Source organism: Pseudomonas sp. A25(2017) (genome assembly GCF_002001065.1).
Taxonomy (GTDB): Bacteria; Pseudomonadota; Gammaproteobacteria; order Pseudomonadales; family Pseudomonadaceae; genus Aquipseudomonas; species Aquipseudomonas kilonensis.
In genome coordinates this window covers 84,389-109,625 of sequence record NZ_MUOA01000057.1, presented here as the reverse complement: position 1 = coordinate 109,625, position 25,237 = coordinate 84,389, and the positions used below count along the sequence as shown (strand labels likewise).

Sequence of the window (25,237 nt, the reverse complement as noted above, 5' to 3'; positions counted from 1 at the left end):
TGTCAGCCCTGCGCCTCAGAGAAGTGAACGGACAGGTTCAAATTTTCGGGGTCGTTGATGGCGGCCATGTATTCGTCGACGGTGATTTCACCCACGCAGGCCCGAGCACCGGGTTCGGGCCGATACCCTTGGGCGACTTTTGCCGCCAAGGCAACGGCTGCGCAGCTGGGAATCTCCGGCCCCTTGTCGTTCATGGCGGTGAGCTGCACGTTCATCGACAACGGTTCGCCATTGGCCCCCATGCCATGGACGTCGATGTACATTGCGCTTTTGCCATCGCCAAATCGTTCGAACCAGAGCCCCCACCGATGAAGCCTGGCGGCCCAAGGGGCATGGTCACGTACCATCCCCATCCTCGTTGCCTGGGCCAGCAGGTAGTTGGCAATGCCGCCGAGCTTCAGGCCTGAGCCGGCCTTGAAGCTCAGGGTCTGGGCACCGTAGCGGCTGGCGAAGATATCCATGTCCGGCACGTCGACGTTGGCCAGTACCCGGGTCCCCATATAACGCATTCTACGAAGCGTCAGGTCCTGCCATCCCAGGACCTCATGTACCCGACCATTCCGGAGTTGCTTGATCGGCTTGCCTGCATAGGCCAGAACGCCTTCGACAGTGGACAACCCCGGCATCTTGGCCGAAGAGGAAATACCATGTTCGATCGTGTCGATGCGTTTAAAGCGATCCCGCTGCTGATCGATGAGGGCGGCCGAAAGCGTCGGCACTGAGCTGCAACCACTGAGGACCGCTACGCCTGCCTGTTTTGCCCGGGCGTCGAGTGCGCTAATGCCGGTGACGAAGGCCCTGGAATCGGACAGGTCGCAGTAGTTCACGCCCGCGTCGATGCAGTTCTCGGCGACGGCATAGGACTGCCCTTGAAATGGGCCACCGGTATGGATGACCCATTGGATGTTCATCAAGCCCAGGACAGATTTGAAGCCCGCGCCCATGGCGTCGCCGCACCAGCTTTCACACACAGCGCCCGATTGAGCGTTCAACTCATCGACTTTGCGCTGCAGTTTTTGGGCGTCGCGCCCCGAAATCACCAGTTCTACACCTGGCATCACCACCAGGTGCCTGGAAACGATACTGCCGAAGTTTCCATACCCACCGACCACCATCACCCTGAGCGTCATTCCATCCGTCCCTAAATATTCGATGAAGCCCGCAACCTTGCCACAAGGAAGACGCGGAGGTGTACCCCTTGTGGTGGGTCACTGTCCCTTTGTGGCGAGGGAGCTTGCTCCCGCTGGCTGCGCAGCAGCCCATGTCGTCAACTCAATTAACCTGACACACCGGGGGTATCAGGTTTCAGGGCCGCTTCGCGCCCCAGCGGGAGCAAGCTCCCTCGCCACAAGAGCGGTTCGGTGGTGTGCCAACTCATCAGGCGCAGACCTGTTTTTTTTGTGGCGAGGGGATTTATCCCCGCTGGGCTGCGCAGCGGCCCCAGGTCGTCAACTCAATTAGCCTGACACACCAGGGAGCCAGGCTTCAGGGCCGCTTCGCGCCCCAGCGGGGATAAATCCCCTCGCCACAAGAGCGGTTCGTCGGTGTGTCAGTTCATCAGGCGCAGACCTGTTTTTTGTGGCGAGGGGATTTATCCCCGCTGGGCTGCGCAGCGGCCCCAGGTCGTCAACTCAATTAGCCTGACCCACCAAGGTGCCAGGTTTCAGGGCCGCTTCGCGCCCCAGCGGGGATAAATCCCCTCGCCACAAGAGCGGTTCGTCGGTGTGTCAGTTCATCAGGCGCAGACCTGTTTTTTGTGGCGAGGGGATTTATCCCCGCTGGGCTGCGCAGCGGCCCTATGTCGTCAACTCAATTAGCCTGACACACCAGGGTGCCAGGCTTCAGGGCCGCTTCGCGCCCCAGCGGGGATAAATCCCCTCGCCACAAGAGCGGTTCGTCGGTGTGTCAGTTCATCAGGCGCAGACCTGTTTTTTGTGGCGAGGGGATTTATCCCCGCTGGGCTGCGCAGCGGCCCCAGGTCGTCAACTCAATTAGCCTGACCCACCAAGGTGCCAGGTTTCAGGGCCGCTTCGCGCCCCAGCGGGGATAAATCCCCTCGCCACAAGAGCGGTTCGTCGGTGTGTCAGTTCATCAGGCGCAGACCTGTTTTTTGTGGCGAGGGGATTTATCCCCGCTGGGCTGCGCAGCGGCCCTATGTCGTCAACTCAATTAGCCTGACACACCAGGGTGCCAGGCTTCAGGGCCGCTTCGCGCCCCAGCGGGGATAAATCCCCTCGCCACAAGAGCTATTGGGTGGTGTGTCAGCTCATCAAGAGCGGTTCGGGCGTGGGTCAGTGAGTGGCCGCATTTGCTCCCTGCTGATACTCCCGAGGGGTGCAGCCGAACTCGCGGCGAAACACGGTGTGCAGGTATTGCGCCGATTTGAAGCCGCAGTTCTGGGCGATGTCGGCAATCGGTGAGTTGGTGTTTTCCAATCCGTTGGCCGCGGCGGCCAGTTTGAAGCGCAGGATTTCGTCGTGGACGCTGCAACCCCGCTCCTTGCGAAAGTGCGCTTCCAGCGATGAGCGCGACACTCCCACATAGGCCGCCACCTGGGCCGTCTTGATGCCCTGGCAGGCGTATTGGCGGATGAAGAGCAGTGCCTGCATGACATAAGGGTTGCCCAACGGTTGATGCAGGCTCGACACCTGCACATTGATCGCGTCAGGCGGAACCAGAATCTGCGTGCCGGTGGACGGCATGCCGTGCAGCATTTGATGGAGCAGGCGCGCGGCGGTGCGACCCATGGTTTCGGTGCCCTGGATCACCGAGCTCAGCGGCACCCGTGTCAGGCTGCGGGTCAGGGGGTCGTTGTCGATGCCGATCAACGCCACTTGCTCCGGCACGGCAATCCCGGCGGTCAGGCAGGCTTGCAGCAACTGCCGGGCGCGGGCGTCGCTGACGGCGATGATGCCGATGGGTTTGGGCAGGCTTTGCAACCAGGCGATCTGCTGTTCAACGGCGCTGTCCCACAGCGGTGCGCTGGTGCCCATGCCACGATAGACCTCGGCGTGCAGGCCATCGCGCTGCACCAGCCGGCGAAAGGCTTTTTCCCGTTCCTGGGCCCAGCGATTGGCTTGTGCCTCAGGCAGGCTGAAACAGGCGAAGCGGGTCAAGCCGGCCTCGATCAAGTGCTCGTAGGCCAACGCCATCAACGCATCATTGTCGGTGGCGACATAGGGAATACCCTTGGGGTAGGCGCGTTCATCCTGATAGGAACCGCCCACCGCCACCACCGGCAGCTTGATCCCGGCCAGCGCCTCGCCGATCAGCGGGTCGTCGAAGTCGGCGATGATCCCGTCGCCCTGCCAGCGTTCGATGCCTTTCAAGCGGCAGAGAAAATCTTCCTCGAGGAACAAGTCCCAGGACGCGCGCGTGCTGCTCAGGTAGTTGCCGATGCCGCTGATGATGCCGCGGTCGTAGATCTTGCTGCCGTTGAACAACAGTGCAATGCGGTGAACGGGCGGGACGGTTTTCATTGGTTTAACCCTCGGCCGATGCACACAGACTAGGCGCGCAAGCAGCGAACCTCAATACTCAAAATCGAACTGCTCGTTGGTGATTTTCATAATCAGCAGCCACGGGGCCGGCGTTAGTATCGAGACACCGCCAAGAATAAAAAGGAACTCGCCCATGTCGTACTTCCCCGCTGTCGACAAGATTCGCTATGAGGGCCCCGCCAGCGATTCGCCGCTTGCCTTCCGTCACTATGACGCCAACAAACTGGTGCTCGGCAAGCCCATGCGCGAGCACCTGCGCATGGCGGTCTGCTACTGGCATACCTTCGTCTGGCCGGGGTCGGATGTGTTCGGTGCCGGTACCTTCAAGCGCCCGTGGCAGCACGCTGGGGATCCCATGGAAGTGGCCATCGGCAAGGCCGAAGCGGCCTTCGAGTTCTTCTCCAAGCTGGGCATCGACTACTACTGCTTCCACGACACCGATGTGGCCCCGGAAGGCTCTTCGCTCAAAGAGTACCGCGACCACTTCGCCCAGATGGTCGACCACCTGGAGCGCCATCAGGAAGAGACCGGGATCAAGCTGTTGTGGGGCACCGCCAACTGCTTCAGCAACCCGCGTTTTGCCGCCGGTGCCGCCAGTAACCCGAACCCGGAGGTGTTCGCCTGCGCCGCCGCCCAAGTGTTCAGCGCCATGAACGCCACCCAGCGCCTCAAAGGCTCCAACTACGTGTTGTGGGGCGGCCGTGAAGGTTACGAAACCTTGCTCAACACCGACCTGAAACGCGAGCGCGAACAGCTGGGCCGCTTCATGCGCATGGTGGTCGAGCACAAGCACAAGATCGGCTTCAAGGGCGACCTGCTGATCGAGCCCAAGCCCCAGGAACCGACCAAGCACCAGTACGATTACGACAGCGCCACGGTGTTCGGCTTCCTGCAACAGTTCGGCCTGGAAAACGAGATCAAGGTCAACATCGAAGCCAACCACGCGACCCTGGCCGGGCACAGCTTCCATCACGAGATCGCTACGGCCGTCTCCCTGGGCATCTTCAGCAGCATCGACGCCAACCGTGGCGACCCGCAGAACGGCTGGGACACCGACCAGTTCCCCAACAGCGTCGAGGAAATGACCCTGGCCACCTATGAAATCCTCAAGGCCGGGGGCTTTCGCAATGGCGGGTTCAACTTCGACTCCAAGGTCCGGCGCCAGAGCCTGGACGATATCGACCTGTTCCACGGCCACGTCGCCGCCATGGACGTCCTCGCCCTCGCCCTGGAACGCGCGGCGGCCATGGTGCAGAACGATCAGTTGCAACAGTTCAAGGACCAGCGCTATGCCGGCTGGCAGCAACCGTTTGGCAAAGCGCTACTGGCCGGTGACTTCAGCCTTGAATCACTGGCCGAGCATGCCTTCACCAACGAGCTGAATCCCCAAGCCGTCAGCGGTCGCCAGGAGATGCTCGAGAACGTGGTCAATCGCTTCATCTACCCCTGACAACGGGCAATGGTCGGGGCACAGGGGCTGTTACATTCGCGCGACAAATCTGTGCCCACGGCGCACTGCAACGCTCTACAGTTCTACCCGGTATCACGCTCATCGTCAGGCAGTGTCTTTCAAACAACAATAAAAGGACGCACCACATGAATACATTCAAACGTACCCTGCTCGCCGGCGCCCTCGCCCTGCTCTCGCTTCCGGTCATGGCCGATGCGGCCCATCCGAAAATCGGTTTTTCCATCGATGACCTGCGCCTGGAACGCTGGTCGCGCGACCGTGACTACTTCGTCGCGGCGGCGGAAAAACTCGACGCCAAGGTCTTCGTCCAGTCGGCCGATGCCAACGAGCAGAAGCAGATCTCGCAGATCGAAAACCTGATCTCCCGCGGCGTCGATGTGATCGTCATCGTGCCATTCAACGCCACCGTGCTGACCAACGCTGTCGCCGAAGCCAAGAAGGCCGGGATCAAGGTCGTGTCCTACGACCGACTGATCCTCAACGCCGATATCGACGCCTACATTTCCTTCGATAACGAAAAGGTCGGCGAGATGCAGGCCAGCGGCGTGCTGAAGGCCGCGCCCAAGGGCAACTACTTCCTGCTCGGTGGCGCGCCCACGGACAACAACGCCAAGGTTCTGCGCGAAGGCCAGATGAAAGTGCTGCAACCGGCCATCGACAAGGGCGACATCAAGATTGTCGGCCAGCAGTGGGTGAAGGAATGGAACCCCACCGAAGCCTTGAGCATCGTGGAAAACGCCCTGACCCGGAACAACAACAAGATCGATGGCATCGTCGCCTCCAACGACGCCACCGCCGGCGGCGCCATCCAGGCCCTGGCCGCCCAGAAAATGGCCGGCAAGGTGCCGATCTCGGGCCAGGACGCCGACCTGGCAGCGGTCAAGCGGGTGATCGATGGCACCCAGACCATGACCGTCTACAAGCCGCTGAAGCTGATCGCCTCCGAAGCCGCCAAGCTCTCGGTGCAACTGGCGCGCAACGAGAAGCCGACCTTCAGCTCGCAATACGACAATGGCAGCAAGAAAGTCGACACCATCCTGCTCACCCCCACGCCGTTGACCAAGGACAACATCGACCTGCTGGAAAAGGACGGGTTCTACACCAAGGCGCAGATCGCCGGGCAGTGACTTGGGGGCAACCCTGGGAGGCCTGTGGGAGCGGGCTTGCTCGCGAAAGCGGTGCACCAGTCAACATTGATGGTGCCTGACATACCGCCTTCGCGAGCAAGCCCGCTCCCACAGGTCACATGGCTTGACTGCCTGCCCCACTGCTGATGTGTGAGCCCTTTTTCATGAGTCCTTGCCATGTCCGACTACCTGCTGCAAATGAACGGCATCGTCAAAACCTTTGGTGGTGTCAAAGCCCTGAACGGCATCGACATCAAGGTCAGGCCGGGTGAGTGTGTCGGCCTGTGCGGTGAGAACGGCGCCGGCAAATCCACGCTGATGAAGGTGCTGTCGGCGGTCTATCCCTACGGCACCTGGGAGGGTGAAATTCTTTGGGACGGCCAGCCGCTCAAGGCGCAGTCCATCAGCGAAACCGAAGCCGCCGGGATCGTCATCATTCACCAGGAGCTGACCCTGGTCCCCGACCTGTCGGTGGCTGAAAACATCTTCATGGGCCATGAACTCACGCTGCCCGGCGGGCGCATGAACTACCCAGCGATGATCCACCGCGCCGAGGCCCTGATGCGTGAACTCAAAGTGCCGGACATGAACGTCTCGCTGCCGGTTTCGCAGTACGGCGGTGGCTACCAGCAACTGGTGGAAATCGCCAAGGCGCTGAACAAGCAGGCGCGGCTGTTGATCCTCGATGAGCCCTCCTCGGCCCTGACTCGTTCGGAAATCGAGGTGCTGCTGGACATCATCCGCGACCTCAAGGCCAAGGGCGTCGCTTGCGTGTACATCTCCCACAAGCTCGATGAAGTGGCCGCCGTGTGCGACACCATCTCGGTGATCCGCGATGGCAAACACATCGCCACCACCGCGATGACGGACATGAGCATCCCGAAGATCATCACCCAGATGGTCGGACGGGAAATGAGCAACCTCTACCCCACCGAACCCCATGACGTCGGCGAGGTGATTTTCGAGGCGCGCCACGTCACCTGCTACGACGTCGACAACCCCAGGCGCAAACGGGTCGACGACATTTCGTTCGTCCTCAAGCGCGGGGAAATCCTCGGCATCGCCGGGCTGGTCGGCGCCGGCCGCACGGAACTGGTGTCAGCGCTGTTCGGCGCCTACCCCGGCCGCTACGAAGGTGAAGTCTGGCTGGGCGGCCAAAAAATCGACACGCGCACACCGCTCAAGTCAATCCGCGCCGGCCTGTGCATGGTCCCCGAAGACCGCAAGCGCCAAGGCATCATTCCGGACCTGGGCGTGGGCCAGAACATCACCCTGGCGGTGCTGGACAATTATTCGAAACTGACCCGCATCGACGCCGAAGCCGAACTGGGCAGCATCGACAAGGAAATCGCGCGCATGCACCTCAAGACCGCGAGCCCGTTCCTGCCGATCACCAGCCTCTCCGGTGGCAACCAGCAAAAAGCCGTGCTGGCGAAAATGCTCCTGACCAAACCCCGCGTGCTGATTCTCGATGAACCCACCCGCGGCGTGGACGTCGGCGCCAAGTACGAGATCTACAAGCTGATGGGCGCGCTGGCGGCCGAAGGCGTGTCGATCATCATGGTGTCCTCGGAGTTGGCCGAGGTGCTGGGGGTGTCCGACCGTGTCCTGGTGATCGGCGAAGGCCAGTTGCGCGGCGACTTCATCAACCACGAACTGACCCAGGAACAGGTGCTCGCCGCCGCGCTCAGCCATCCCGATGGCCATAACAATAATGATCGGAAGTCCGCGTAGATGAATCAGGTCAAACAGCTGTTTTCCCGCTACAAAATGCTCGCGCTGGTGATCGCCGTGGCGCTGATCTGGCTATTCTTCAGCTGGCAGACCGACGGCGGGTTCTTGACCCCGCGCAACCTCTCCAACCTGCTGCGGCAAATGTCCATCACCGGGATCCTTGCCTGCGGCATGGTGCTGGTGATCATCAGTGGCGAAATCGATTTGTCGGTGGGCTCATTGCTTGGGCTATTGGGTGGCCTGGCGGCGATTCTCGATGTGGTCTATCACATCCCGCTGCTGGCGAACCTGAGCCTGGTGGCCCTGTGCGGCTTGGTGATCGGCTTGGGCAACGGCTACATGACCGCCTACCTGCGCATCCCATCGTTCATCGTCGGGCTGGGTGGCATGCTCGCGTTTCGCGGCGTCCTGCTGGGAGTCACCGGCGGCACCACCATTGCCCCGGTGTCACCGGAACTGGTCTACGTGGGCCAGGGTTACTTGCCGCACACGGTCGGGACCGGGCTCGGCATCCTGCTGTTCGCCCTGACCCTGTTCCTGACCTGGAAACAGAGGCGCAACCGTGCCCTCCATGGCCTCGCGGCCCACTCCCTGGTGCGCGACGTCTTGCGCGTGGTGGTGATCGGCGCAGTGCTGGCCGGGTTCGTCTATACCCTCAACAGTTACGACGGCATCCCGGTGCCGGTGCTGCTCCTGCTGATCCTGCTGGGCGTATTCAGCTACGTCACCAGCCAGACCGTGTTCGGCCGACGTGTCTATTCGGTGGGCAGCAACATGGAAGCCACGCGCCTGTCCGGCATCAACGTACAGGCCGTGAAGCTGTGGATCTTCGGCATCATGGGCGTGATGTGCGCCCTCGCCGGCGTGGTCAACACCGCACGCCTGGCCGCTGGCTCACCCTCGGCCGGCAACATGGGCGAACTCGACGCCATCGCCGCCTGCTTCATCGGCGGCACCTCCATGCGCGGCGGCTCCGGCACGGTCTACGGCGCCCTCCTCGGCGCGCTGGTCATCACTAGCCTGGACAACGGCATGTCCATGCTCGACGTCGACAGTTATTGGCAGATGATCGTCAAAGGCAGCATTCTGGTGCTGGCGGTGTGGGTGGACGTGAGTACGCGGACGGGGCGGCGCTGACCTGTACTCGTCACTTGCTGGCAGACGCCATCAGCACGCCGAACCCCAGGAAGGTGATGCCCGACAATTTGCCGACAATCCTGGCGCCCTGGCTCGACGAGAGCCAGCCCCTGGCGCCATTGGCCATCAGCGCATAACCGCAATGCACCAGCACCACAAGCACGCTATAGGACGACACCAGCAAGAAGAACTGGCTGTAGTAGTCACCCGCCGGCTTGATGAATTGGGGGAACACGGCGAGGAAGAAAAACCCGGCCTTGGGGTTGAGCAACTGGATCGACAGCGCCTCGCCGAATCGCCGCCACGGGCGCGTGGACGTGACCGTGAGTTCGGGCACGAAGCGTTGGGTGCGCCACATCTTGATGCCCAGGTACAACAAGTACAGCGCCCCGATGTATTTCAACAGCGTGAAGGCCGTTGCCGAGGCGGCCAGGATCAACCCCAAGCTGCTGGCGCAGATACCCGCCACGATAAACGCGCCCGACGCGATCCCGAAGATGCCCGGCAGTGCGCCGCGCCAGCCATGGCGCAAGGCATTGGAAATCGTCAGCACCACACCGGGGCCCGGGCTGAGCACCGTCAGGGTCGCCAGGATCAGAAAAAGTCCGTAACCGGCCATGCATCACTCCACATTGAAGGCGAATTACTGTGGCCTTCAGGGTGGCGTGGCACCGGGACGCTGACAAACGCTTTAATTGCAGCGCCTATGTGACTAAATTAGACACATGATCGCCAACCTCCCCCCGTTGAACGCCGTCCGCGCCTTCGCCGCTGCCGCTCGCCACCAGAGTTTCAGCCGCGCCTCCGAAGAACTGCACGTCAGCCACAGCGCCGTCAGCCGCCACGTAAAGTTGCTCGAAGAGCGCTTGGGCGTGCTGCTGTTCGAACGTCGAACCCGCCAGTCCTTGCTCACCCCGGCCGGTCGGGCTTTCTACGAGCAGGTCAGCGAGGCCCTGACCCAGATCGCCAACGCCGCCAGCGCACTGACGCGCAATGCGGCCCAGCGCAAAGTGACCATCAACGTGCGCCCCTCCTTCGCGGTGCGTTGGTTGATCCCTCGGCTGCCGGACTTCATGGCGCGCCATCCAGACATCAAGCCCGACGTCGTCACCAGCACCCGGCCTCCCGATCCATCACGGGAAACGTTCGACGTGGTCATCCGTCGCGGGCACGCCGGCTGGTCGCCCCATGTACAGCCCACGGTGCTGCTGGAAGACGACCTGCTGCTGGTCGCCGCACCGTCGTTGCTGCGCAGCGTGCCATTGGAAAACGTCCACGACCTGGCCCGGCACACCTTGTTGTCGGGCAGGACGCGCAGCAGCGATTGGCAAGACTGGGCGGAACACGCAGGGATCGAGCCATTGAACAACCTGCCGACCCTGCAATTCGATCACATGCACCTCGTGCTGCAGGCCGCCGTCGATGGGCTGGGCGTAGCGTTGTGTCCGGTTTCGCTGCTGGGCAGGGATTTGTCCAACGGGCGCCTGACCTGTCCACTGCCATCACTGCGTCTGCCGTTGTCTCGTTATTACTACGGTGTTTCCCGGGATGCGGTGGCTGAGACGCAGGTTTTTGTTGATTGGTTGTTTTCTCAGATCCAGCAAGATGCAGCCGCCGCGACATCTAGAATCGATGCCGGTTTTTGATGCTCGATTTGTTCAGTCAGATGGATCTCCAATGATTACACCAACGGATGAACTCGCGATACGTCAGATCTCAGCACTTCCCCCGGAAATTCTGCTGCTAGAAGCGCAGGCAATAACGGAAGGTTTCAGGTTTCTCACGCGCCTGATTGCTGATTGGAAAGACGGTTCCAATCGGTTCGATCAACCCGGGGAGGGTCTTTTTGGAGCTTTCAGCAATGGGCAGCTGGTTGCCATTGGTGGCCTGTCAAATGATCCCTATGCCGGGGCGGATATCGGCAGGCTGCGTAGGGTATACGTCTGGCGTGCAGCAAGGGGTCAACATGTGGGGAAAGCGTTAGTGCAGCGGCTTCTTGGGTATGCAGCGCAAAACTTCAGTGTGGTGCGTTTGTCCACGGATACACCGGAAGGCGCAGCCTTTTACCTTCGCTGCGGATTTCGGCCGGTAGAAGATGATTTTGCGACCCATGTCATATCATTTTCAGATGTTGGGTAATCAGGACGAAAACACGCAGGCTCATCGAGCCTTTCGCCATCGACATCCCCGACAGCGCCCTCGAGGAGCTTCGGCACCGCCTGCTGAACGCAAGGCTGCCTGAGTTGTTGGCGGAGGATATCAGGGCTTTTTTTCGCGGCTGTCGCTAGAAAAATCTGAAAATACTCGCCGCAAGCCTTCTGTGGGAGCCCTGTTCCTGTGGGAGCAAGGCTTGCCCGCGATGAAGACGACGCGGTCTTCCGGGGAACCGAGGTGTCTGCATCGCGAGCAAGCTTTGCTCCCACAGAAAGCCATGCACTCCAGTGGTAGCGGCAAAAATCGGTCCGAAAATCTCGTAGGAGTTTACCTCTGTGGCGAAGGGATTTATCCCCGCTGGGCTGCGAAGCGGCCCCAAACCAGGCACCTTATTTCGCCAGGCACACCGCAGGCACCGGTTTTGCGACTGCTGCGCAGCCGAGCGGGAACAAGCTCCCTCGCCACAGGGGGGGCGTGCGTCCTACAGGTCGGTTGTGGGGGCCGGGATCGACTTCTATAGTTGGGTCGTCGCTGGCTTTGGCCGGTGGCTGGGTTTCGCAGCCCGCGTGAACAAATCTGAATACCGTCAAATGAAATTCAGGCAAACTTGCCCGCGTTCATTTTATGGCGGTTGTGCGCGGGAGACTTTCGGGTCTGCCGAGTTTTTGGATTGGTTCCTCGGTCTGCGAACCCTCGCGCAACTGCCACCCATTTGATTCGCAGCAAAAAGGTGGCGATTCTTTCTATCGAATGAGTGCAACCTTATGACAACGAATCAACCATCCAGCCGCTTCACCCCTCTCACCCAAACCGCCACCACCCACCCCGTCCTGCTGATCGACACCCAAGCGCCACTCCCCGAACTCCACGCTTGCGCCAGCGAACGCCTGCACGCCACGCTCGATTACCTGACCTTGGTGGCGTGCAGCAGCCTGCGTGATTCGGCATCGAGCGACATCAACACCATCACCAACGTCGCCCGGATCCTGGTGCAGGATGTGGCGGATGTGTTTGGCGTGATCGAACAGCGCGGGCTCGAAGGCTGAAACCTTGTGGGAGCGAGCTTGCTCGCGATGGCGGCGGCATGACCAACATTTGCGCAAGCTGACCCGCCGCTTTCGCAAGCAAGCTGACATACCCGCTTGCCAAACCTGATGACCGGAAGTTACTGTCAGCACCATGAACCTGCCACAGATCGCCTCGACCACCACAACCACGACCGCCAAGGCGGGTCGTGAGGTGTCGTGAGCCAATAACACACGTATCTCAAAGGCCCGCCAGCGATGGTAAGGGCCTTTTCTTTTGCCCTTGCGTCGCTGCCCCACACGCAAGGAAAGCACCATGCACGCTCTGTTGATTCTCGATATGCAAGTTGGGCTGTTTCACGGCCCGGATAAACCCTGGGCCGGCGAAGCGTTGCTGGACACGTTGAATGGCTTGCTGCTCAAGGCCCGGAAGGCCGGGGCACCGATTTTCCTGGTTCGCCACGTAGGCCCACCTGGCTCGCCCATCGAGCCTGCAAGCCCGCTGACGCAACTGGTGCAGGAACTGCAGTTGGAAGGTGACGAAGTCATCTTCGAAAAAACCCGCCCCAACGCCTTCACCCAGACGGGCCTGGCAGAGCGGCTAAAGGCTTGCGAGGCTGAAGGCCTGGTCATCACCGGTATGAAAACCCAGTATTGTATCGACAGCACCTGCCGAGCCGCGCGGGACCTGGGGTTCGACGCGGTCCTGATCGCCGACGGTCATAGCTGTTCCGACACGCCTGAATTGAAGGCAGAAATGATCGTCGCCCATCACAACGCAACCCTGGCAGGCGCCTTCTGTCGTGTCGTTCGCGCTGAGGACTGGTGCTTCTAAACCCCATCAGAAGATCGGCCCACGTCGGGCCGGTCTTGTTCAACAAGCGGAGCTCACGGCATGGACCCTTTGCAACCCTCGCAATGCGCAAACATGGAGGACATCCGACGCGAAATCGATGCCCTCGACCAGGCGGTCATCACGCTGCTGGGCAAGCGCTATCAATACGTGCTCGCGGCCTCTAAATTCAAGACCTCGGCGGCTTCGGTGCAGGCACCGGAGCGTTTCAAGGCCATGCTGGCGACACGACGCGTGTGGGCCGAGGCCGAAGGCTTGAACCCGGATGCCATCGAGAAAATGTACAGCGACCTGGTGCATCACTTCATTGCCGAAGAGATGAAGCGCTGGACGGCGAATCAGTCCCACAACTGAACCGCGCTCGGCAATGGCTCCCATCCTCCGCAGGATCAGAAGCAGTCACCGACAACGGTTGTGCGCCTTTGCCCTCTGATGCCCTCGGAGAATAACCAAAAGTCCGTTAAGAGATCGACCACCACAAAGGTAAATCAAAGCCTTGGTTGTGCTGCGCTTCGCTCCGTTTCGCCAGCGTCAAGAATTGGAAATTTGACACTACAAAGCCATCACCTATCGTTCCTCCCGAGACCGCACCCAGGGACCGGGTGGCCCGGACACCCTTTGAAGGGCGGTCGTCACTGCCATTACCCTCAAGGAGCAACAACATGTCTGGAGCGACCCAAACCATTGATGTGCTCGTCAACGTTGACGCCGACTACCTGCTCGCCCACCCCAATGACGTAGGCGGTGCGATTGCCATGCTGGTGACCCGCAGCGCCATCGACAGCCACGCCAACATCTCCAGTGGCGAAGGCGAAGGCGGTAACGAGTTGTGGTTCGACGTAAAACCCGGCGACATCATTCGCTGGCGCGCCACCACGCTGTCGCGCAACTTCGACCGCATCGCATTGATCAAAAACGTCGTGATCGGCGACCCTCACCAGGGCGGTGATTACAAGGGCACCATCTCGACCCCGCAATCTTTCAATATCCCCGGCATTCCAGTGCCCTATCTGGACAATGGTGCCCCCGGAGGCATTGCCAAGACCGATGTGACCTATACCGTCTGGCAGTCCACTGCGCTGAGCCCGGGAAAGCTCTGGTACCAAATCGTCTTCGTTCTGCTGGACCGTAACCTGAACCAGATCGGCCCGAACAACACATGGGACCCCTACATCACCGTCAGTAATCAATAACTGAAATGCACACAGCCCCGGTCGGTTCCCTTCGTCGTTGACGAGGGCACCGGCCGGGGCTGTGTCCAGGCACTACAGAAGGTCCCTTCCTAAGCCGCTTTTTCAAACTCCATCAATGCCGCCAACACCAACGGGTGCAGGACAGCATCGGGATGTTTCGTTTGCCAGGCCATCAAGTCGCGATACATGGTCGGCGCCCAGAAGCTCTTGATGTGCTGGTACACGCCCCGCACCGCCACCGCGTGATCCGGCTCGCTGGCGAAATACTGGGCGATCTGGTTGGCCATCTTGATCAGGCTGTCAGAGCTCATCGACGCACCTCGGCTTTTTCGGCATGGCGCCGTTCCCTGAGCAAGCGTCCCTGTTCATCACTGAAGGCCTGGTAGCGCTTCTGCCATTCCGAAGGCTGGCTGACCCGCACGATCTCGACCGCCGTGACCTTGTATTCCGGGCAGTTGGTGGCCCAGTCGGAGTTGTCGGTGGTGATCACGTTGGCACCCGATTCAGGGAAGTGGAACGTGGTGTAGACCACGCCCGGTGCCACCCGCTCGGTCACCTTCGCGCGCAGTACCGTCTGCCCGGCACGGCTGCCGATACCCACCCAGTCTTCGTCGACGATCCCGCGGTTCTCGGCATCGGTTGGGTGAATCTCCAACCGGTCCTCCTCGTGCCAGGCCACGTTGTCGGTACGCCGGGTCTGGGCGCCGACGTTGTACTGGCTGAGGATGCGGCCGGTGGTCAGCAGCAGTGGATAACGGCTGTTGACCTTTTCCTCGGTGGGCACGTAGCCGGTGAGCATGAAACGGCCCTTGCCGCGCACGAACTGGTCGATGTGCATGGTCGGCGTACCGTCCGGTGCGGCATCGTTGCAAGGCCATTGCAGGCTGCCGTGACGATCCAGTTCGGTGTAGCTGACGCGGGTGAAAGTCGGCGTCAGGCGGGCGATTTCATCCATGATTTCCGAAGGATGGTTGTAGTGCATCTTGTAGCCCAGGGCGTCGGCCAGGGCGATGGTGGCTTCCCAGTCGGCCTTGCCGGCCAACGGGTCCATCACCTTGCGAACGCGGGAGATGCGGCGTTCGGCGTTGGTGAAGGTGCCGTCCTTCTCCAGGAACGAGCTGCCCGGCAGGAACACGTGGGCGAACTTGGCCGTCTCGTTGAGGAAGATGTCCTGGACGATCACGCATTCCAAAGCGGACAGCGCGGCCGTCACATGCTGGGTGTTGGGGTCGCTCTGGGCGATGTCCTCACCTTGGCAATAAAGCGCCTTGAAGGTGCCATCCAGGGCCGCCTCGAACATGTTCGGGATGCGCAGGCCCGGGTCGGGTTGCAGGGTCACGTTCCACGCCTGTTCGAACTCGGCGCGTACCGCTTCGTTGGAAATATGCCGATAGCCCGGCAGTTCATGGGGGAACGAGCCCATGTCGCAGGAGCCCTGAACGTTGTTCTGTCCACGCAGCGGGTTCACCCCGACACCTTCGCGACCGATGTTGCCGGTGGCCATGGCCAGGTTGGCGATGCCCATGACCGAGGTGCTGCCCTGGCTGTGCTCGGTGACGCCGAGGCCGTAGTAGATGGCCGCGTTGCCGCCGGTGGCGTAGAGCCGTGCAGCGGCGCGGATCTGCTCGGCAGGCACGCCACACACCGGGCCCAGCACCTCGGGGGAGTTTTCCGGCAGGCTGACGAAATCGCGCCAGCGAGCGAAGTCCGCCGCCTCGCAGCGTGCTTCGACAAAAGGCTGGTCAATCAAGCCTTCGGTGGCAATCACATGGCCCAACGCGTTGAGCATTGCCACGTTGGTGCCCGGACGCAGTTGCAGGTGCAGTTCGGCACGGGCGTGAGGCGAATCCACCAGGTCGATGCGCCGTGGGTCGATGACGATCAGCCGTGCGCCCTGGCGCAGGCGGCGCTTGAGCTGGGAGCCGAACACCGGGTGCGCGTCAGTGGGGTTGGCGCCCATCACCAGGATGACGTCGGCCTTCATCACCGAGTCGAAATTCTGGGTGCCGGCGGACTCGCCCAAGGTCTGCTTGAGGCCATAACCGGTGGGCGAATGGCAAACACGCGCACAGGTGTCGACGTTGTTGTTGCCAAACGCGGTGCGCACCAGTTTCTGCACCAGGTAGGTTTCTTCGTTGGTGCAGCGGCTGGAGGTGATGCCGCCGATGGAGTCGCGCCCGTACTTGAGCTGGATGCGGCGCAATTCGCTGGCGGCGTAGGTGACCGCCTCGTCCCAACTGACTTCCTGCCACGGGTCGTCGATGTGCTTGCGGATCATCGGCTTGGTGATGCGGTCCGGGTGCGTGGCGTAGCCCCAGGCGAAGCGCCCCTTGACGCAGGAGTGGCCGTGGTTGGCCTGGCCGTTCTTGTCCGGGACCATGCGCACCAGTTGTTCGCCTTTCATCTCGGCGCGGAACGAGCAACCCACGCCGCAGTAGGCGCAAGTGGTGATGACGCTGCGCTCCGGCTGGCCGATCTCGACGACGCTCTTGTCGATCAGGGTCGCCGTCGGGCACGCCTGTACGCAGGCGCCGCAGGAAACGCATTCGGAATCGAGGAAGTTGTCACCGCCGGCCGCCGCCACTCGAGAGTCAAAACCGCGTCCGGTGATCGTCAGGGCGAAGGTGCCCTGGATTTCCTCGCAGGCACGCACGCAGCGGTTGCAGACGATGCACTTGCTCGGGTCGTACTCGAAATACGGGTTGGAAACGTCCTTGGCTTCATCCAGATGATTGGCGCCTTCGTAGCCGTAGCGCACTTCGCGCAGGCCCACCTGCCCCGCCACGGTCTGCAATTCGCAGTTGCCGTTGGCCGCGCACGTCAGGCAGTCCAGCGGGTGGTCGGAGATGTACAGCTCCATCACGTTGCGACGCAAATCGGCGAGTTTGGAGGTCTGGGTACGCACCACCATGCCCTCGGTCACCGGTGTGGTGCAGGAGGCCGGATAACCGCGCATGCCGTCGATTTCCACCAGGCACATGCGGCAGGAGCCGAAGGCTTCCAGGCTGTCGGTGGCGCAGAGTTTGGGAATGGTGGTGCCGAGCAAGGCCGCGGCACGCATGACCGAGGTACCGGAGGCGACGCTGATTTCACGTCCGTCGATGGTCAGGCTGACCTGCACGTCGCTTTCACGCGCCGGGGTGCCCAGGTCGATATCGCTGCTGGGATCGAAGATAGTGATCATTGGTCGGCCTCCGTGGTCGCCAGACCGAAGTCGGCGGGGAAATACTTGAGGGCACTGGCGACGGGGTAGGACGTCATCCCACCGAGGGCACAGAGCGAACCGTATTGCAGGGTGTCGCACAGGTCCTGCAACAGCAAGGCCTGTTCCTGGCGAGCACCGGCTTCGGTGCTGGCAATCAAGCGATCCACCACTTCCACCCCACGGGTGGAACCGATCCGGCACGGCGTGCACTTGCCGCAGGATTCCTCGGCGCAGAACTGCAAGGCGAACCGGGCCATCTGGGCCATGTCCAGGCTGTCGTCGGCGACCACCACGCCACCGTGGCCAAGCATCGCGCCCATGGCGGCAAACGCTTCGTAGTCCAGCGGCGTATCGAATTGCGCAGGCGGCACCCAGGCGCCCAACGGCCCGCCCACTTGTGCGGCCTTCAGGGGCCGGCCGCTCGCGGTACCGCCACCATAGCCTTCCACCAGTTCACGCAGGCTCAGGCCGAAGGCACGCTCCACCAGGCCGCCGTGACGGACGTTGCCGGCCAGTTGGAACGGCATCGTGCCCAGGGAACGGCCCATGCCGAAGTCGCGATAGAACTGAGCGCCCTTCTCCAGGATGATCGGCACCGAGGCCAGGGTCACCACGTTGTGCACCAGCGTCGGCAGCCCGAACAGGCCTTGAATCGCCGGCAGTGGCGGTTTGGCGCGAACCGTGCCGCGCTTGCCCTCGAGGGATTCCAGCAGTGCGGTTTCTTCGCCACAGATATAGGCGCCGGCCCCGACACGAACCTCGATGTCGAAGGCGCAGCCGCTACCGCTCACGTTCGCGCCCAGATAGCCGGCGTCGCGAGCGATGCGCAGCGCTTCGTTCAGCGTACTGATGGCGGCCGGGTATTCCGAACGCACGTAGATGTAGCCCATCGTCGCGCCTACGGCGATGCCGGCAATGATCATGCCTTCGATCAGCAGGAAGGGGTCGCCCTCCATCAACATGCGGTCGGCAAACGTACCGGAGTCGCCTTCATCGGCGTTACACACCACATACTTCTGTGCACCCACGGCATCGCGCACGGTGCGCCACTTGATGCCCGCCGGGAACGCCGCACCTCCCCGCCCACGCAGGCCGGAATCCAGCACGCTGGCGACCACGTCCGCGCCATCCATCTGGATGGACCGGGCCAGGCCCTGGAAGCCACCCTGGGTACGGTAGTCGTCCAGGGACAGTGGTTGTGTGATGCCGGCGCGCGCGAACAGCAGGCGCTGCTGGCTCTTGAGATAGGGAATCTCCTCCACCGGCCCCAGGGCCAGCGGATGGCTGCCGGGATCGCCTGCCAGCGCATCCAGCAGACCCGGCACATCGGCCGGTGTGACAGGGCCAAAGCCCAATCGGACGCCGGCGCTTTCAAGCTCTACCAGCGGTTCCAGCCAATAGAGGCCACGGGAACTGGTGCGCAACACCGTCAATGGCAGCTGTCGACGCTCAGCCTCACAGGCCAACGCATCGGCCACCTTGTCGGCGCCCACGGCACGGGCCACCGAATCGCGGGGGATACAGAGCGTCAGCATGCGCCCTCCTCCATGCAATCATTGACCAACTGACGCAGACGCTCGGGCGTGATCCGCGCATGCAACTCCCCATCCAGCTCCAGGGCCGGCGAGCAGACGCAGGCACCCAGGCAATAGACCGGCCGCAGGCTGATGCTTCCGTCGGCGCTGGTGCCGTGATCGTCCAGCGCCAATTGCTCGCGCAGCTGCGCAGCCAGGGTCTCGGCGCCCATGCTCTTGCAGGACTCGGCCCGGCACAGGCGCAGGGTATGGCGCGCGGGCGGCGTGGTGCGGAAATCGTGGTAGAAGCTGATGACCCCGCGCACTTCAGCCTGGCTGAGATTGAGGGCGTGGGCGATCTCCGGGACGGCGCTGTCGGGGACATACCCGCAGCCTGCCTGGATGGCATGGAGAATAGGCAGCAAGGCACCGGGGGTGTCCTTTTCGCGCGCAAGCACGCTGTGGATCAACGGCAGGTGAAGCGTCTCATCAGGCATAAACGTACCTCGGCATCTCGAACGCCACCGCCGCATAGCGGCAGCCGTTCGGAGTCTTGGCTGCGGCGTCCGGTCCACGTCACGGTCGCGTGGCACATCCGATCGCCATTCTCGCTCTCCGGCCAGGTGTCTTTGGCGCACCTGGTCCGGGGCATCCTCACAGCTTGCCACTCCCGGGGGTTGGCGATTGCACATGGACGACGAAACGTGTTCTGAAAGCGACTACTTTCTTAGATGGTTTTGCGCAATGCATTGGCAACCAGTGTAAATGCAGGCGAAGGCTGTCGTCGGCTGGGGTAATACAGATAGTAGCCTGAAAACGGCGGACACCAATCTTCCAGCACCCGCACCAGTCGGCCTTCTTGCAGGTACGGTTCAAACTCTTCTTCTGGCAGGTACGCAACACCCAGCCCGGCCACTGCCGCCTGCACGATATGCGTCGACGTGTTGAAAATCAGCTGGCCGTCAACTCGCACGTTCACCTGTTTGCCTCGCCGCTCGAAATCCCAGACATAGAGCCCGCCTGATGTCTGCATGCGCTGGTTGATACAACGATGGGTCATCAGGTCGCGCGGACTCCTGGGAATGGCGTGGGTAGCGAAATACGCTTGCGAAGCGACGGCAGCCATCCGCAACGGAGGGCCTATCGGAACGGCAACCATGTCTTTGTCGATGGTATCGCCCAGGCGCACGCCGGCATCAAAACGATCCGCCACGATGTCTCGAAAACCGTAACACACGTCAAATTCAACGTTTACATCCGGGTAGTCGTGCAGCAACTCGGTAAGTTTGGGGAGCAAGGTCGTGCGCAGGACATGATCGCCGCAGGTGATGCGTACAGTGCCCGCGGGCTTGTCGCGCATTTCCGTCAGCATATCCAGCTCCGCCTCTATTTCATCGAAGCGATTGCCTATCGCGTGCAGCAGCCGTTCGCCCGCGATGGTCGGCGAAACGCTGCGGGTGGTCCGCGTCAGCAATCGGATCTGCAAGCGTGCTTCCAGGCCATTGATGGCCTGGCTCAGTGCCGATTGTGTAACCCCCAATGCCCCGGCAGCGCGCGTGAAGCTGCCTTCGCGCGCGACCGTGACGAAAGACAGCAGGTCATTGAGATTTCTTTTGATCATGGTGAAACACATCTAAGCCAATTGATTAGCCTTGCTTATAGCCTTGTTAAGCATTCATTAGCTAGTCGCATAACTGCACGTCGGTCACCATGTTCCCCATGAACAGGAACGAAAGCAGAACTGCGATGAGGGCGACCTGGCTTGGCTTGCTGGCTTCGATACTCGTGCTGGGCAGCTACTCGACAATGAATGATGCCGCGTCGGCATCTTCGCTAACGGAGAACACGGGCATGTGGATGACCGTCGGGGAACAACGCTTCGCCATCACCCTGTCCGACAACTCAGCTGCCCGCGCGCTTGTCGCGTTATTGCCACTGACGTTGGACATGAATGATCTCAACCGCAATGAAAAGTACGCCACCCTCCCCCGAGCACTACCTACCCAGGCGAGCAAGCCGGGAACGATCCACAACGGCGATCTGATGCTGTATGGCCCGGACACCCTGGTCGTCTTCTATACGAACTTCGATTCAACCTACGCATACACACGCTTGGGACGTGTGAACGACCCCGCAAGGCTGGCTCAGGTGCTGGGTCGGCGGGGTGTGCAAGTGACGTTTTCCCAGAATTGACTACTCCGCATCGATAGGATTTCCAATGAAAAAGATCATCGTTTTATTAACCCTTCTTGTCAGTTCGCTCTCAGCAATAGGAGCCGATATGTCCAACGGCGCAGATAACTTCTATACCAGCGACGACGTGACCGTACAGAAGGTCAATTTCAAGAACCAATATCAAATGAACGTGGCAGGCAACCTGTTCATCCCGAAAAAACTCAATGGCAAGAGCAGAAGTCCGGCGATTGTCGTGGGCCACCCGATGGGCGCAGTGAAGGAACAGAGCGCTAATCTTTACGCCACGAAAATGGCCGAAAGAGGCTTCGTGACCCTTTCCCTGGACTTGTCATTCTGGGGCGAAAGCGAGGGGCGGCCGCGCAATGCGGTTTCGCCGGATATCTATGCCGAGGACTTCAGCGCCGCCGTGGACTTTCTCAGCGCCCAGCCTTTTGTCGACAGGGAGCGGATTGGCGCAATCGGCATTTGCGGCAGCGGCAGCTTCGTGATCAGTGCAGCCAAGATTGACCCGCGCATGAAAGCCATCGCTACCGTGAGCATGTATGACATGGGCGGCGTCAATCGCAATGGATTGAAGCACTCCCAAACGCTTGAACAGCGCCGGGCTATCATCGCCCAAGCCACTCAGCAGCGTAGTGTGGAGTTCGCGGGCGGTGAAACGCTTTACACCAGCGGTACGGTGCACCAGTTGGATGACAATACTCATCCTATCCAACGTGAGTTCTATGACTTCTACCGCACCCCACGCGGTGAGTTCACGCCATCGAGCTCGTCCAAAGACCTGACCACGCACCCGACGCTGACAAGCAACATCAAGTTCATGAACTTCTACCCGCTCAACGACATCGAGACCATTTCGCCTCATCCGATGTTGTTCATTGCTGGCGCCGATGCGCACTCCAGAGAGTTCAGCGAGGAGGCTTACAAGCTCGCCGGTCAACCCAAGGAACTTGTCATCATTCCTGGGGCTGGCCATGTCGATCTTTATGATCGGGTCAACCTCATTCCGTTCGATAAGCTGACGACGTTCTTCCAGAGCAATCTGAAGTAATATCTGGCCCAGTCGAGAGACCTATCGATCTACCCCCGCTTAAGCTTCCTGAACACCTGCGGCTCCCAAACTCGCATTGCCAGCAACAGCGCCGTCCCACGTTTTTCGGACAGCGGCGCGCTCAACGATTCGTTGTGAAGCGCCGCCAGTTTGCTGCGCAACTTGTGGAGTTCGACTTGCAACTGGGCGTAAGCGGGCTTGGTCAGCATGCCATGGGCGAAATGCAGGGTTTCATCGGGGACGTCGAATCGGCTCGCCATGAAATCCGGCAAACCCTGTCGCAGGAAGAACCCTCGGATAGGGCCGTCCGGCAGCCAATCGAAATCCCGCGTTACCAGCAACCTGATGCGATTCCCCGCCTTCAGATCCGCCAGGCCCATCCGCTCCAACACCAACAAATTTTTGATGCACTCGGCTTTTGACACGCAGTAGGCGGACACGATGTCTTCCAGTGACCAGTGATTCAGCGCACACACCGCCACCAGCAACAACTTTTCGTTCGAGACCAGTTGCGCTTCCTGTTCGCGCGTCAGCGTTTGCAGGCGTGGTGTCGATCGCTCAGCCTCCTGAAGCAATTCCGCCATCGTCAGGCCCAGCAGCTCACAGAGCTGGGCAAGGCGTTCGAGCGTCAGGCGACCGCTGGCGAGCAGACGCTTCACGCTGGGTTCCGACAGATCGAGCGCTTGAGCAACGTCGCGATAGGTCATGCCGGCGGCCTTGAGACGTTGTTTCAGGGTGGAGATGAGTTGGGTAATCTGGGTCATAAGTATTGATATCCGATACTGTTGGTATCAGCTTAGCGAAATGCCAACGAAAAAGTTGCGAATTACGCCACCTCCTCCGCATGCTTGAAACTCAGATGAGCCAAGAGGTCAGCATGTCGATCAATAACGCAGCGCACGTTTCCCCAGCACTAGGCGGACCACCCACGGGCGATTTGCAGATTGGAGATATCGTGTTCATCCGTGTCACCGCCCGCCCTTTTCTGGAAGTCGCCAACGCGACGAACTCGTGGACGAACCATGTGGGTGTGGTGGTCGACGACCGTGGCGATGAACCGTTGATTGCAGAAAGTACGTTTCCGCTTTCGCGAACCACCTCGCTCGCCCGGTTTCTCCGTCGCTCCGAGCATGGACGCTGCGCCGTCGCGAGGCTCACGCGGCCCCTCACCGACACGCAACGCACGGCGCTTAAGAATGCCGCTGATCATCGGTTAGGTACGTTCTACGACACCGGCTTCAACATAGGTTCGCGGCGCCAGTTCTGCTCTCGTTTCGTGCGCGAGGTCTTCCATGAAGCGACGAACATCCAGCTCGGCAAAGTGGAGACATTCGCAAGCTTGCTGCAAGATAATGCCAATCCGAATCTAGCCTTCTGGCAGTTGTGGTACTTCGGCCGAATTCCGTGGCAACGTCGTACCGTCACTCCAGCCAGCCTGCTTCGAAGTCCGGACGTGCGCGTCATTTTCGATTCCCAACTGAGTGACACTGCATGATCCGCGTCGCACAAACGCTTGTCCCTTCAGGGTCGGCACCCTGTCTCACCCGGCGCAGCCTGCTTCAGGCTGGCATGACCGGGATTGCCTTCGGCGTACTGTCCCCCTGGTCGTCATGGGCGGCACCTTCGGGCGTGCTGGTTAACGATGTGACACTGCTCAACCCGGTCTGGGTGAATCGCCTGCTGGCTCCGCGCACCACCGATGAGATACGACAGGCGCTAGCCCTATGGACAGGCCCGGTGAGCATCGGTGGTGGCCGCTACAGCATGGGCGGACAGATTGCCAGCGAAGACAGCCTGCATCTCGATATGCGTCAGTTCAATCAGGTCATTCGCTATTCGCCTGAAAACAAGGTCATACGCGTGCAGTCAGGGATGCGCTGGCGTGACCTTCAGACCGTCATCGACCCGGATGAGCTTTCGGTAAAGATCATGCAGAGCTATGCCAACTTCACCGTCGGTGGGGCGCTGTCAGTCAATGCTCATGGGCGTTACGTCGGTGCCGGCCCGATGAGCAACTCTGTACGCGCCCTGCAACTGGTACTCGCCGACGGCTCAGTCGTGGAAGCCTCTCGCGCCACAAATACCGACCTGTTTCACGCAGCCATCGGCAGTTATGGCGCGATGGGGGTCATCACAGAGATCGAATTGGACCTGGCATCAAACGTCACGATGGAGCGTCAGGTACACCACATGCCAATTGCCGATTACCCCACGTTCTTTAATGACCAGATCCGCGGAAACGACCAGGCAATCCTGCACAACGCCGATCTGGCGCCGCCCAACTTTGACCAAGCCACCGCCATCACTTGGAGCACCACGGAAAAGGCACTGACCGTCGAAGACCGGCTGGTCGCACCGGGGCAATCGTACACGCTCGATCAAACCATCATGTGGGGCGTGGCCAGACTCCCCGGCGGTTCGGTGATTCGCAAGGATGTGGTCGATCCATTACGCTACCTCAGCCACCCGGTGGTACGCCGCAATTACGAGGCCAGCAGGGACGTCGCCGCCCTCGGGCCGATTGCTACCCGCAACAGCACCTACGCGTTGCAGGAATATTTCGTACCGGTAGCCCACCTCAACGCGTTTGTCATACAAATGGCCGATCGACTGAAGGCGCATGACGTTGATGCCATCAACATCTCCATCCGACACGCGCCGCCTGCGCCTGACTCATGCCTGTCCTGGGCACGGGAGGAAGTCTTTTCATTCGTACTTTATTACTGGCAACACGTTGGCGTGGCCGACCGCGAGAAGGTCGGCGTATGGACTCGCGAACTGATCGATGTTGCGCTCGCGTTTGGAGGCACCTACTACCTGCCCTACCAGTTGCATGCGACGCAACAACAGTTTTTGCGGGCCTATCCGGGTGCACAACGGTTGTTCGCACTCAAGGCACGGTTCGATCCGCAGAAGCGATTCCGGAACAAGCTTTGGGATAAGTATTACGTGGGGTAGCGTGACCGTGCCCCGCCAGCGTTCAAACTTGAGGACGCGCCGTCACGGTTTCTATGGACCTCGGCTGCCATCTCGCCACAAGGAACAAAAATCATCGCTATGCTACCCACAGATAGATG

At 60.9% G+C, this 25,237-nt stretch carries 23 protein-coding genes; 14 read left to right on the top strand and 9 right to left on the bottom strand.

Translation table 11 applies throughout. The features are described from left to right. Nucleotides 1-2 precede the first annotated feature (2 nt). Nucleotides 3-1,130, bottom strand: a complete 1,128-nt coding sequence (locus B0E42_RS11895) for a saccharopine dehydrogenase NADP-binding domain-containing protein (RefSeq protein ID WP_077506463.1) — start codon at nucleotides 1,128-1,130, stop codon at nucleotides 3-5. Between the two features lie 1,161 nt (nucleotides 1,131-2,291). Beyond that, nucleotides 2,292-3,479 carry a XylR family transcriptional regulator gene (locus B0E42_RS11890; RefSeq protein WP_053179360.1) on the bottom strand — a complete coding sequence of 396 codons (1,188 nt, stop codon included), beginning with the start codon at nucleotides 3,477-3,479 and terminating at the stop codon, nucleotides 2,292-2,294. A gap of 154 nt (nucleotides 3,480-3,633) precedes the next feature. On the opposite strand from B0E42_RS11890, the gene xylA reads away from it, so the two are divergent. From xylA to B0E42_RS11870, 4 genes are all read left to right on the top strand, one after another. Then, nucleotides 3,634-4,950: a xylose isomerase gene (xylA, locus tag B0E42_RS11885; protein WP_077506462.1), complete on the top strand. Its 1,317-nt coding sequence runs from the start codon at nucleotides 3,634-3,636 to the stop codon at nucleotides 4,948-4,950. A 146-nt stretch (nucleotides 4,951-5,096) separates the two neighbouring features. Then, nucleotides 5,097-6,098: a D-xylose ABC transporter substrate-binding protein gene (gene xylF / locus B0E42_RS11880; protein WP_013693217.1), complete on the top strand. Its 1,002-nt coding sequence runs from the start codon at nucleotides 5,097-5,099 to the stop codon at nucleotides 6,096-6,098. A 177-nt stretch (nucleotides 6,099-6,275) separates the two neighbouring features. Continuing rightward, on the top strand, nucleotides 6,276-7,832 hold the full coding sequence (xylG, locus tag B0E42_RS11875) for a D-xylose ABC transporter ATP-binding protein (protein ID WP_077506461.1): 1,557 nt from the start codon (nucleotides 6,276-6,278) through the stop codon (nucleotides 7,830-7,832). Next, on the top strand, nucleotides 7,833-8,969 hold the full coding sequence (locus tag B0E42_RS11870) for a sugar ABC transporter permease (protein WP_018612820.1): 1,137 nt from the start codon (nucleotides 7,833-7,835) through the stop codon (nucleotides 8,967-8,969). It abuts the gene before it with no gap. Nucleotides 8,970-8,979: 10 nt separating this feature from the next. On the opposite strand, the gene B0E42_RS11865 is transcribed toward B0E42_RS11870, so the two are convergent. Further along, the gene (locus tag B0E42_RS11865) at nucleotides 8,980-9,588 is read right to left on the bottom strand and encodes a LysE family translocator (protein ID WP_053188852.1); all 609 of its coding nucleotides are present in this window, start codon (nucleotides 9,586-9,588) and stop codon (nucleotides 8,980-8,982) included. Nucleotides 9,589-9,694: 106 nt separating this feature from the next. Here B0E42_RS11865 and gcvA point away from each other — a divergent pair, with 106 nt between their 5' ends. The 6 genes from gcvA (at nucleotide 9,695) to B0E42_RS11835 (ending at nucleotide 14,194) form a co-directional block, all read left to right on the top strand. Continuing rightward, nucleotides 9,695-10,615, top strand: a complete 921-nt coding sequence (gene gcvA / locus B0E42_RS11860) for a transcriptional regulator GcvA (protein ID WP_077506460.1) — start codon at nucleotides 9,695-9,697, stop codon at nucleotides 10,613-10,615. Nucleotides 10,616-10,646: 31 nt separating this feature from the next. Beyond that, nucleotides 10,647-11,108, top strand: coding sequence for a GNAT family N-acetyltransferase (locus B0E42_RS11855; RefSeq protein ID WP_077506459.1), 462 nt, complete (start codon nucleotides 10,647-10,649; stop codon nucleotides 11,106-11,108). A 779-nt stretch (nucleotides 11,109-11,887) separates the two neighbouring features. Beyond that, nucleotides 11,888-12,169, top strand: a complete 282-nt coding sequence (locus B0E42_RS11850; protein WP_053188858.1) for a hypothetical protein — start codon at nucleotides 11,888-11,890, stop codon at nucleotides 12,167-12,169. Nucleotides 12,170-12,464: 295 nt separating this feature from the next. Next, the gene (locus tag B0E42_RS11845) at nucleotides 12,465-12,983 is read left to right on the top strand and encodes an isochorismatase family protein (protein ID WP_053179345.1); all 519 of its coding nucleotides are present in this window, start codon (nucleotides 12,465-12,467) and stop codon (nucleotides 12,981-12,983) included. 60 nt (nucleotides 12,984-13,043) lie between these two features. Then, nucleotides 13,044-13,355 (top strand): isochorismate lyase, encoded by a 312-nt coding sequence (locus tag B0E42_RS11840; protein WP_018602250.1) that lies wholly within the window; start codon nucleotides 13,044-13,046, stop codon nucleotides 13,353-13,355. 308 nt (nucleotides 13,356-13,663) lie between these two features. Next, on the top strand, nucleotides 13,664-14,194 hold the full coding sequence (locus B0E42_RS11835) for an AidA/PixA family protein (RefSeq protein WP_077506458.1): 531 nt from the start codon (nucleotides 13,664-13,666) through the stop codon (nucleotides 14,192-14,194). A gap of 89 nt (nucleotides 14,195-14,283) precedes the next feature. Here the strand turns inward: B0E42_RS11835 and B0E42_RS11830 are convergent, their stop codons facing one another. The 5 genes from B0E42_RS11830 to B0E42_RS11810 all read right to left on the bottom strand — a co-directional run bounded on the left by B0E42_RS11830 (nucleotide 14,284) and on the right by B0E42_RS11810 (nucleotide 20,534). Next, nucleotides 14,284-14,505, bottom strand: a complete 222-nt coding sequence (locus tag B0E42_RS11830; protein ID WP_024619020.1) for a formate dehydrogenase subunit delta — start codon at nucleotides 14,503-14,505, stop codon at nucleotides 14,284-14,286. Further along, nucleotides 14,502-17,378 carry a formate dehydrogenase subunit alpha gene (gene fdhF / locus B0E42_RS11825; protein ID WP_077506457.1) on the bottom strand — a complete coding sequence of 959 codons (2,877 nt, stop codon included), beginning with the start codon at nucleotides 17,376-17,378 and terminating at the stop codon, nucleotides 14,502-14,504. The genes B0E42_RS11830 and fdhF overlap by 4 nt, the downstream gene beginning before the upstream one ends. Then, entirely contained in the window at nucleotides 17,375-18,934 is a 1,560-nt protein-coding gene (locus B0E42_RS11820) for an NADH-quinone oxidoreductase subunit NuoF (protein ID WP_077506456.1), read from the bottom strand. The genes fdhF and B0E42_RS11820 overlap by 4 nt, the downstream gene beginning before the upstream one ends. Beyond that, entirely contained in the window at nucleotides 18,928-19,410 is a 483-nt protein-coding gene (locus B0E42_RS11815; RefSeq protein ID WP_003201284.1) for a formate dehydrogenase subunit gamma, read from the bottom strand. The genes B0E42_RS11820 and B0E42_RS11815 overlap by 7 nt, the downstream gene beginning before the upstream one ends. Nucleotides 19,411-19,640: 230 nt before the next feature. After that, nucleotides 19,641-20,534, bottom strand: a complete 894-nt coding sequence (locus B0E42_RS11810) for a LysR family transcriptional regulator (protein WP_077506485.1) — start codon at nucleotides 20,532-20,534, stop codon at nucleotides 19,641-19,643. 125 nt (nucleotides 20,535-20,659) lie between these two features. Here B0E42_RS11810 and B0E42_RS11805 point away from each other — a divergent pair, with 125 nt between their 5' ends. Next, nucleotides 20,660-21,106 carry a cyclophilin-like fold protein gene (locus B0E42_RS11805; protein ID WP_077506455.1) on the top strand — a complete coding sequence of 149 codons (447 nt, stop codon included), beginning with the start codon at nucleotides 20,660-20,662 and terminating at the stop codon, nucleotides 21,104-21,106. Nucleotides 21,107-21,131: 25 nt separating this feature from the next. Next, nucleotides 21,132-22,160, top strand: coding sequence for an alpha/beta hydrolase (locus tag B0E42_RS11800; protein WP_077506454.1), 1,029 nt, complete (start codon nucleotides 21,132-21,134; stop codon nucleotides 22,158-22,160). A 29-nt stretch (nucleotides 22,161-22,189) separates the two neighbouring features. On the opposite strand, the gene B0E42_RS11795 is transcribed toward B0E42_RS11800, so the two are convergent. Continuing rightward, nucleotides 22,190-22,924, bottom strand: a complete 735-nt coding sequence (locus B0E42_RS11795; protein WP_077506453.1) for a helix-turn-helix domain-containing protein — start codon at nucleotides 22,922-22,924, stop codon at nucleotides 22,190-22,192. A 113-nt stretch (nucleotides 22,925-23,037) separates the two neighbouring features. On the opposite strand from B0E42_RS11795, the gene B0E42_RS11790 reads away from it, so the two are divergent. Then, nucleotides 23,038-23,655, top strand: coding sequence for a YebB family permuted papain-like enzyme (locus B0E42_RS11790; RefSeq protein ID WP_256578289.1), 618 nt, complete (start codon nucleotides 23,038-23,040; stop codon nucleotides 23,653-23,655). Continuing rightward, nucleotides 23,652-25,118 carry an FAD-binding oxidoreductase gene (locus tag B0E42_RS11785; RefSeq protein ID WP_256578288.1) on the top strand — a complete coding sequence of 489 codons (1,467 nt, stop codon included), beginning with the start codon at nucleotides 23,652-23,654 and terminating at the stop codon, nucleotides 25,116-25,118. Before B0E42_RS11790 ends, B0E42_RS11785 begins: the two co-directional genes overlap by 4 nt. Nucleotides 25,119-25,237: the final 119 nt, after the last annotated feature.

Bases quoted from the DNA above. Each gene is read 5' to 3' on its own strand.
- B0E42_RS11895 (WP_077506463.1), bottom strand. From the start codon at position 1,130: ATGACGCTCAGGGTGATGGTGGTCGGTGGGTATGGAAACTTCGGCAGT.
- B0E42_RS11855 (WP_077506459.1), top strand. From the start codon at position 10,647: ATGATTACACCAACGGATGAACTCGCGATACGTCAGATCTCAGCACTT.
- B0E42_RS11890 (WP_053179360.1), bottom strand. From the start codon at position 3,479: ATGAAAACCGTCCCGCCCGTTCACCGCATTGCACTGTTGTTCAACGGC.
- B0E42_RS11795 (WP_077506453.1), bottom strand. From the start codon at position 22,924: ATGACCCAGATTACCCAACTCATCTCCACCCTGAAACAACGTCTCAAG.
- B0E42_RS11850 (WP_053188858.1), top strand. From the start codon at position 11,888: ATGACAACGAATCAACCATCCAGCCGCTTCACCCCTCTCACCCAAACC.
- B0E42_RS11835 (WP_077506458.1), top strand. From the start codon at position 13,664: ATGTCTGGAGCGACCCAAACCATTGATGTGCTCGTCAACGTTGACGCC.
- B0E42_RS11815 (WP_003201284.1), bottom strand. From the start codon at position 19,410: ATGCCTGATGAGACGCTTCACCTGCCGTTGATCCACAGCGTGCTTGCG.
- xylF (WP_013693217.1), top strand. From the start codon at position 5,097: ATGAATACATTCAAACGTACCCTGCTCGCCGGCGCCCTCGCCCTGCTC.
- B0E42_RS11785 (WP_256578288.1), top strand. From the start codon at position 23,652: ATGATCCGCGTCGCACAAACGCTTGTCCCTTCAGGGTCGGCACCCTGT.
- B0E42_RS11790 (WP_256578289.1), top strand. From the start codon at position 23,038: ATGTCGATCAATAACGCAGCGCACGTTTCCCCAGCACTAGGCGGACCA.
- B0E42_RS11830 (WP_024619020.1), bottom strand. From the start codon at position 14,505: ATGAGCTCTGACAGCCTGATCAAGATGGCCAACCAGATCGCCCAGTAT.
- B0E42_RS11840 (WP_018602250.1), top strand. From the start codon at position 13,044: ATGGACCCTTTGCAACCCTCGCAATGCGCAAACATGGAGGACATCCGA.
- B0E42_RS11820 (WP_077506456.1), bottom strand. From the start codon at position 18,934: ATGCTGACGCTCTGTATCCCCCGCGATTCGGTGGCCCGTGCCGTGGGC.
- B0E42_RS11810 (WP_077506485.1), bottom strand. From the start codon at position 20,534: ATGATCAAAAGAAATCTCAATGACCTGCTGTCTTTCGTCACGGTCGCG.
- xylG (WP_077506461.1), top strand. From the start codon at position 6,276: ATGTCCGACTACCTGCTGCAAATGAACGGCATCGTCAAAACCTTTGGT.
- B0E42_RS11870 (WP_018612820.1), top strand. From the start codon at position 7,833: ATGAATCAGGTCAAACAGCTGTTTTCCCGCTACAAAATGCTCGCGCTG.
- gcvA (WP_077506460.1), top strand. From the start codon at position 9,695: ATGATCGCCAACCTCCCCCCGTTGAACGCCGTCCGCGCCTTCGCCGCT.
- B0E42_RS11845 (WP_053179345.1), top strand. From the start codon at position 12,465: ATGCACGCTCTGTTGATTCTCGATATGCAAGTTGGGCTGTTTCACGGC.
- fdhF (WP_077506457.1), bottom strand. From the start codon at position 17,378: ATGATCACTATCTTCGATCCCAGCAGCGATATCGACCTGGGCACCCCG.
- B0E42_RS11865 (WP_053188852.1), bottom strand. From the start codon at position 9,588: ATGGCCGGTTACGGACTTTTTCTGATCCTGGCGACCCTGACGGTGCTC.
- B0E42_RS11805 (WP_077506455.1), top strand. From the start codon at position 20,660: ATGAGGGCGACCTGGCTTGGCTTGCTGGCTTCGATACTCGTGCTGGGC.
- B0E42_RS11800 (WP_077506454.1), top strand. From the start codon at position 21,132: ATGAAAAAGATCATCGTTTTATTAACCCTTCTTGTCAGTTCGCTCTCA.
- xylA (WP_077506462.1), top strand. From the start codon at position 3,634: ATGTCGTACTTCCCCGCTGTCGACAAGATTCGCTATGAGGGCCCCGCC.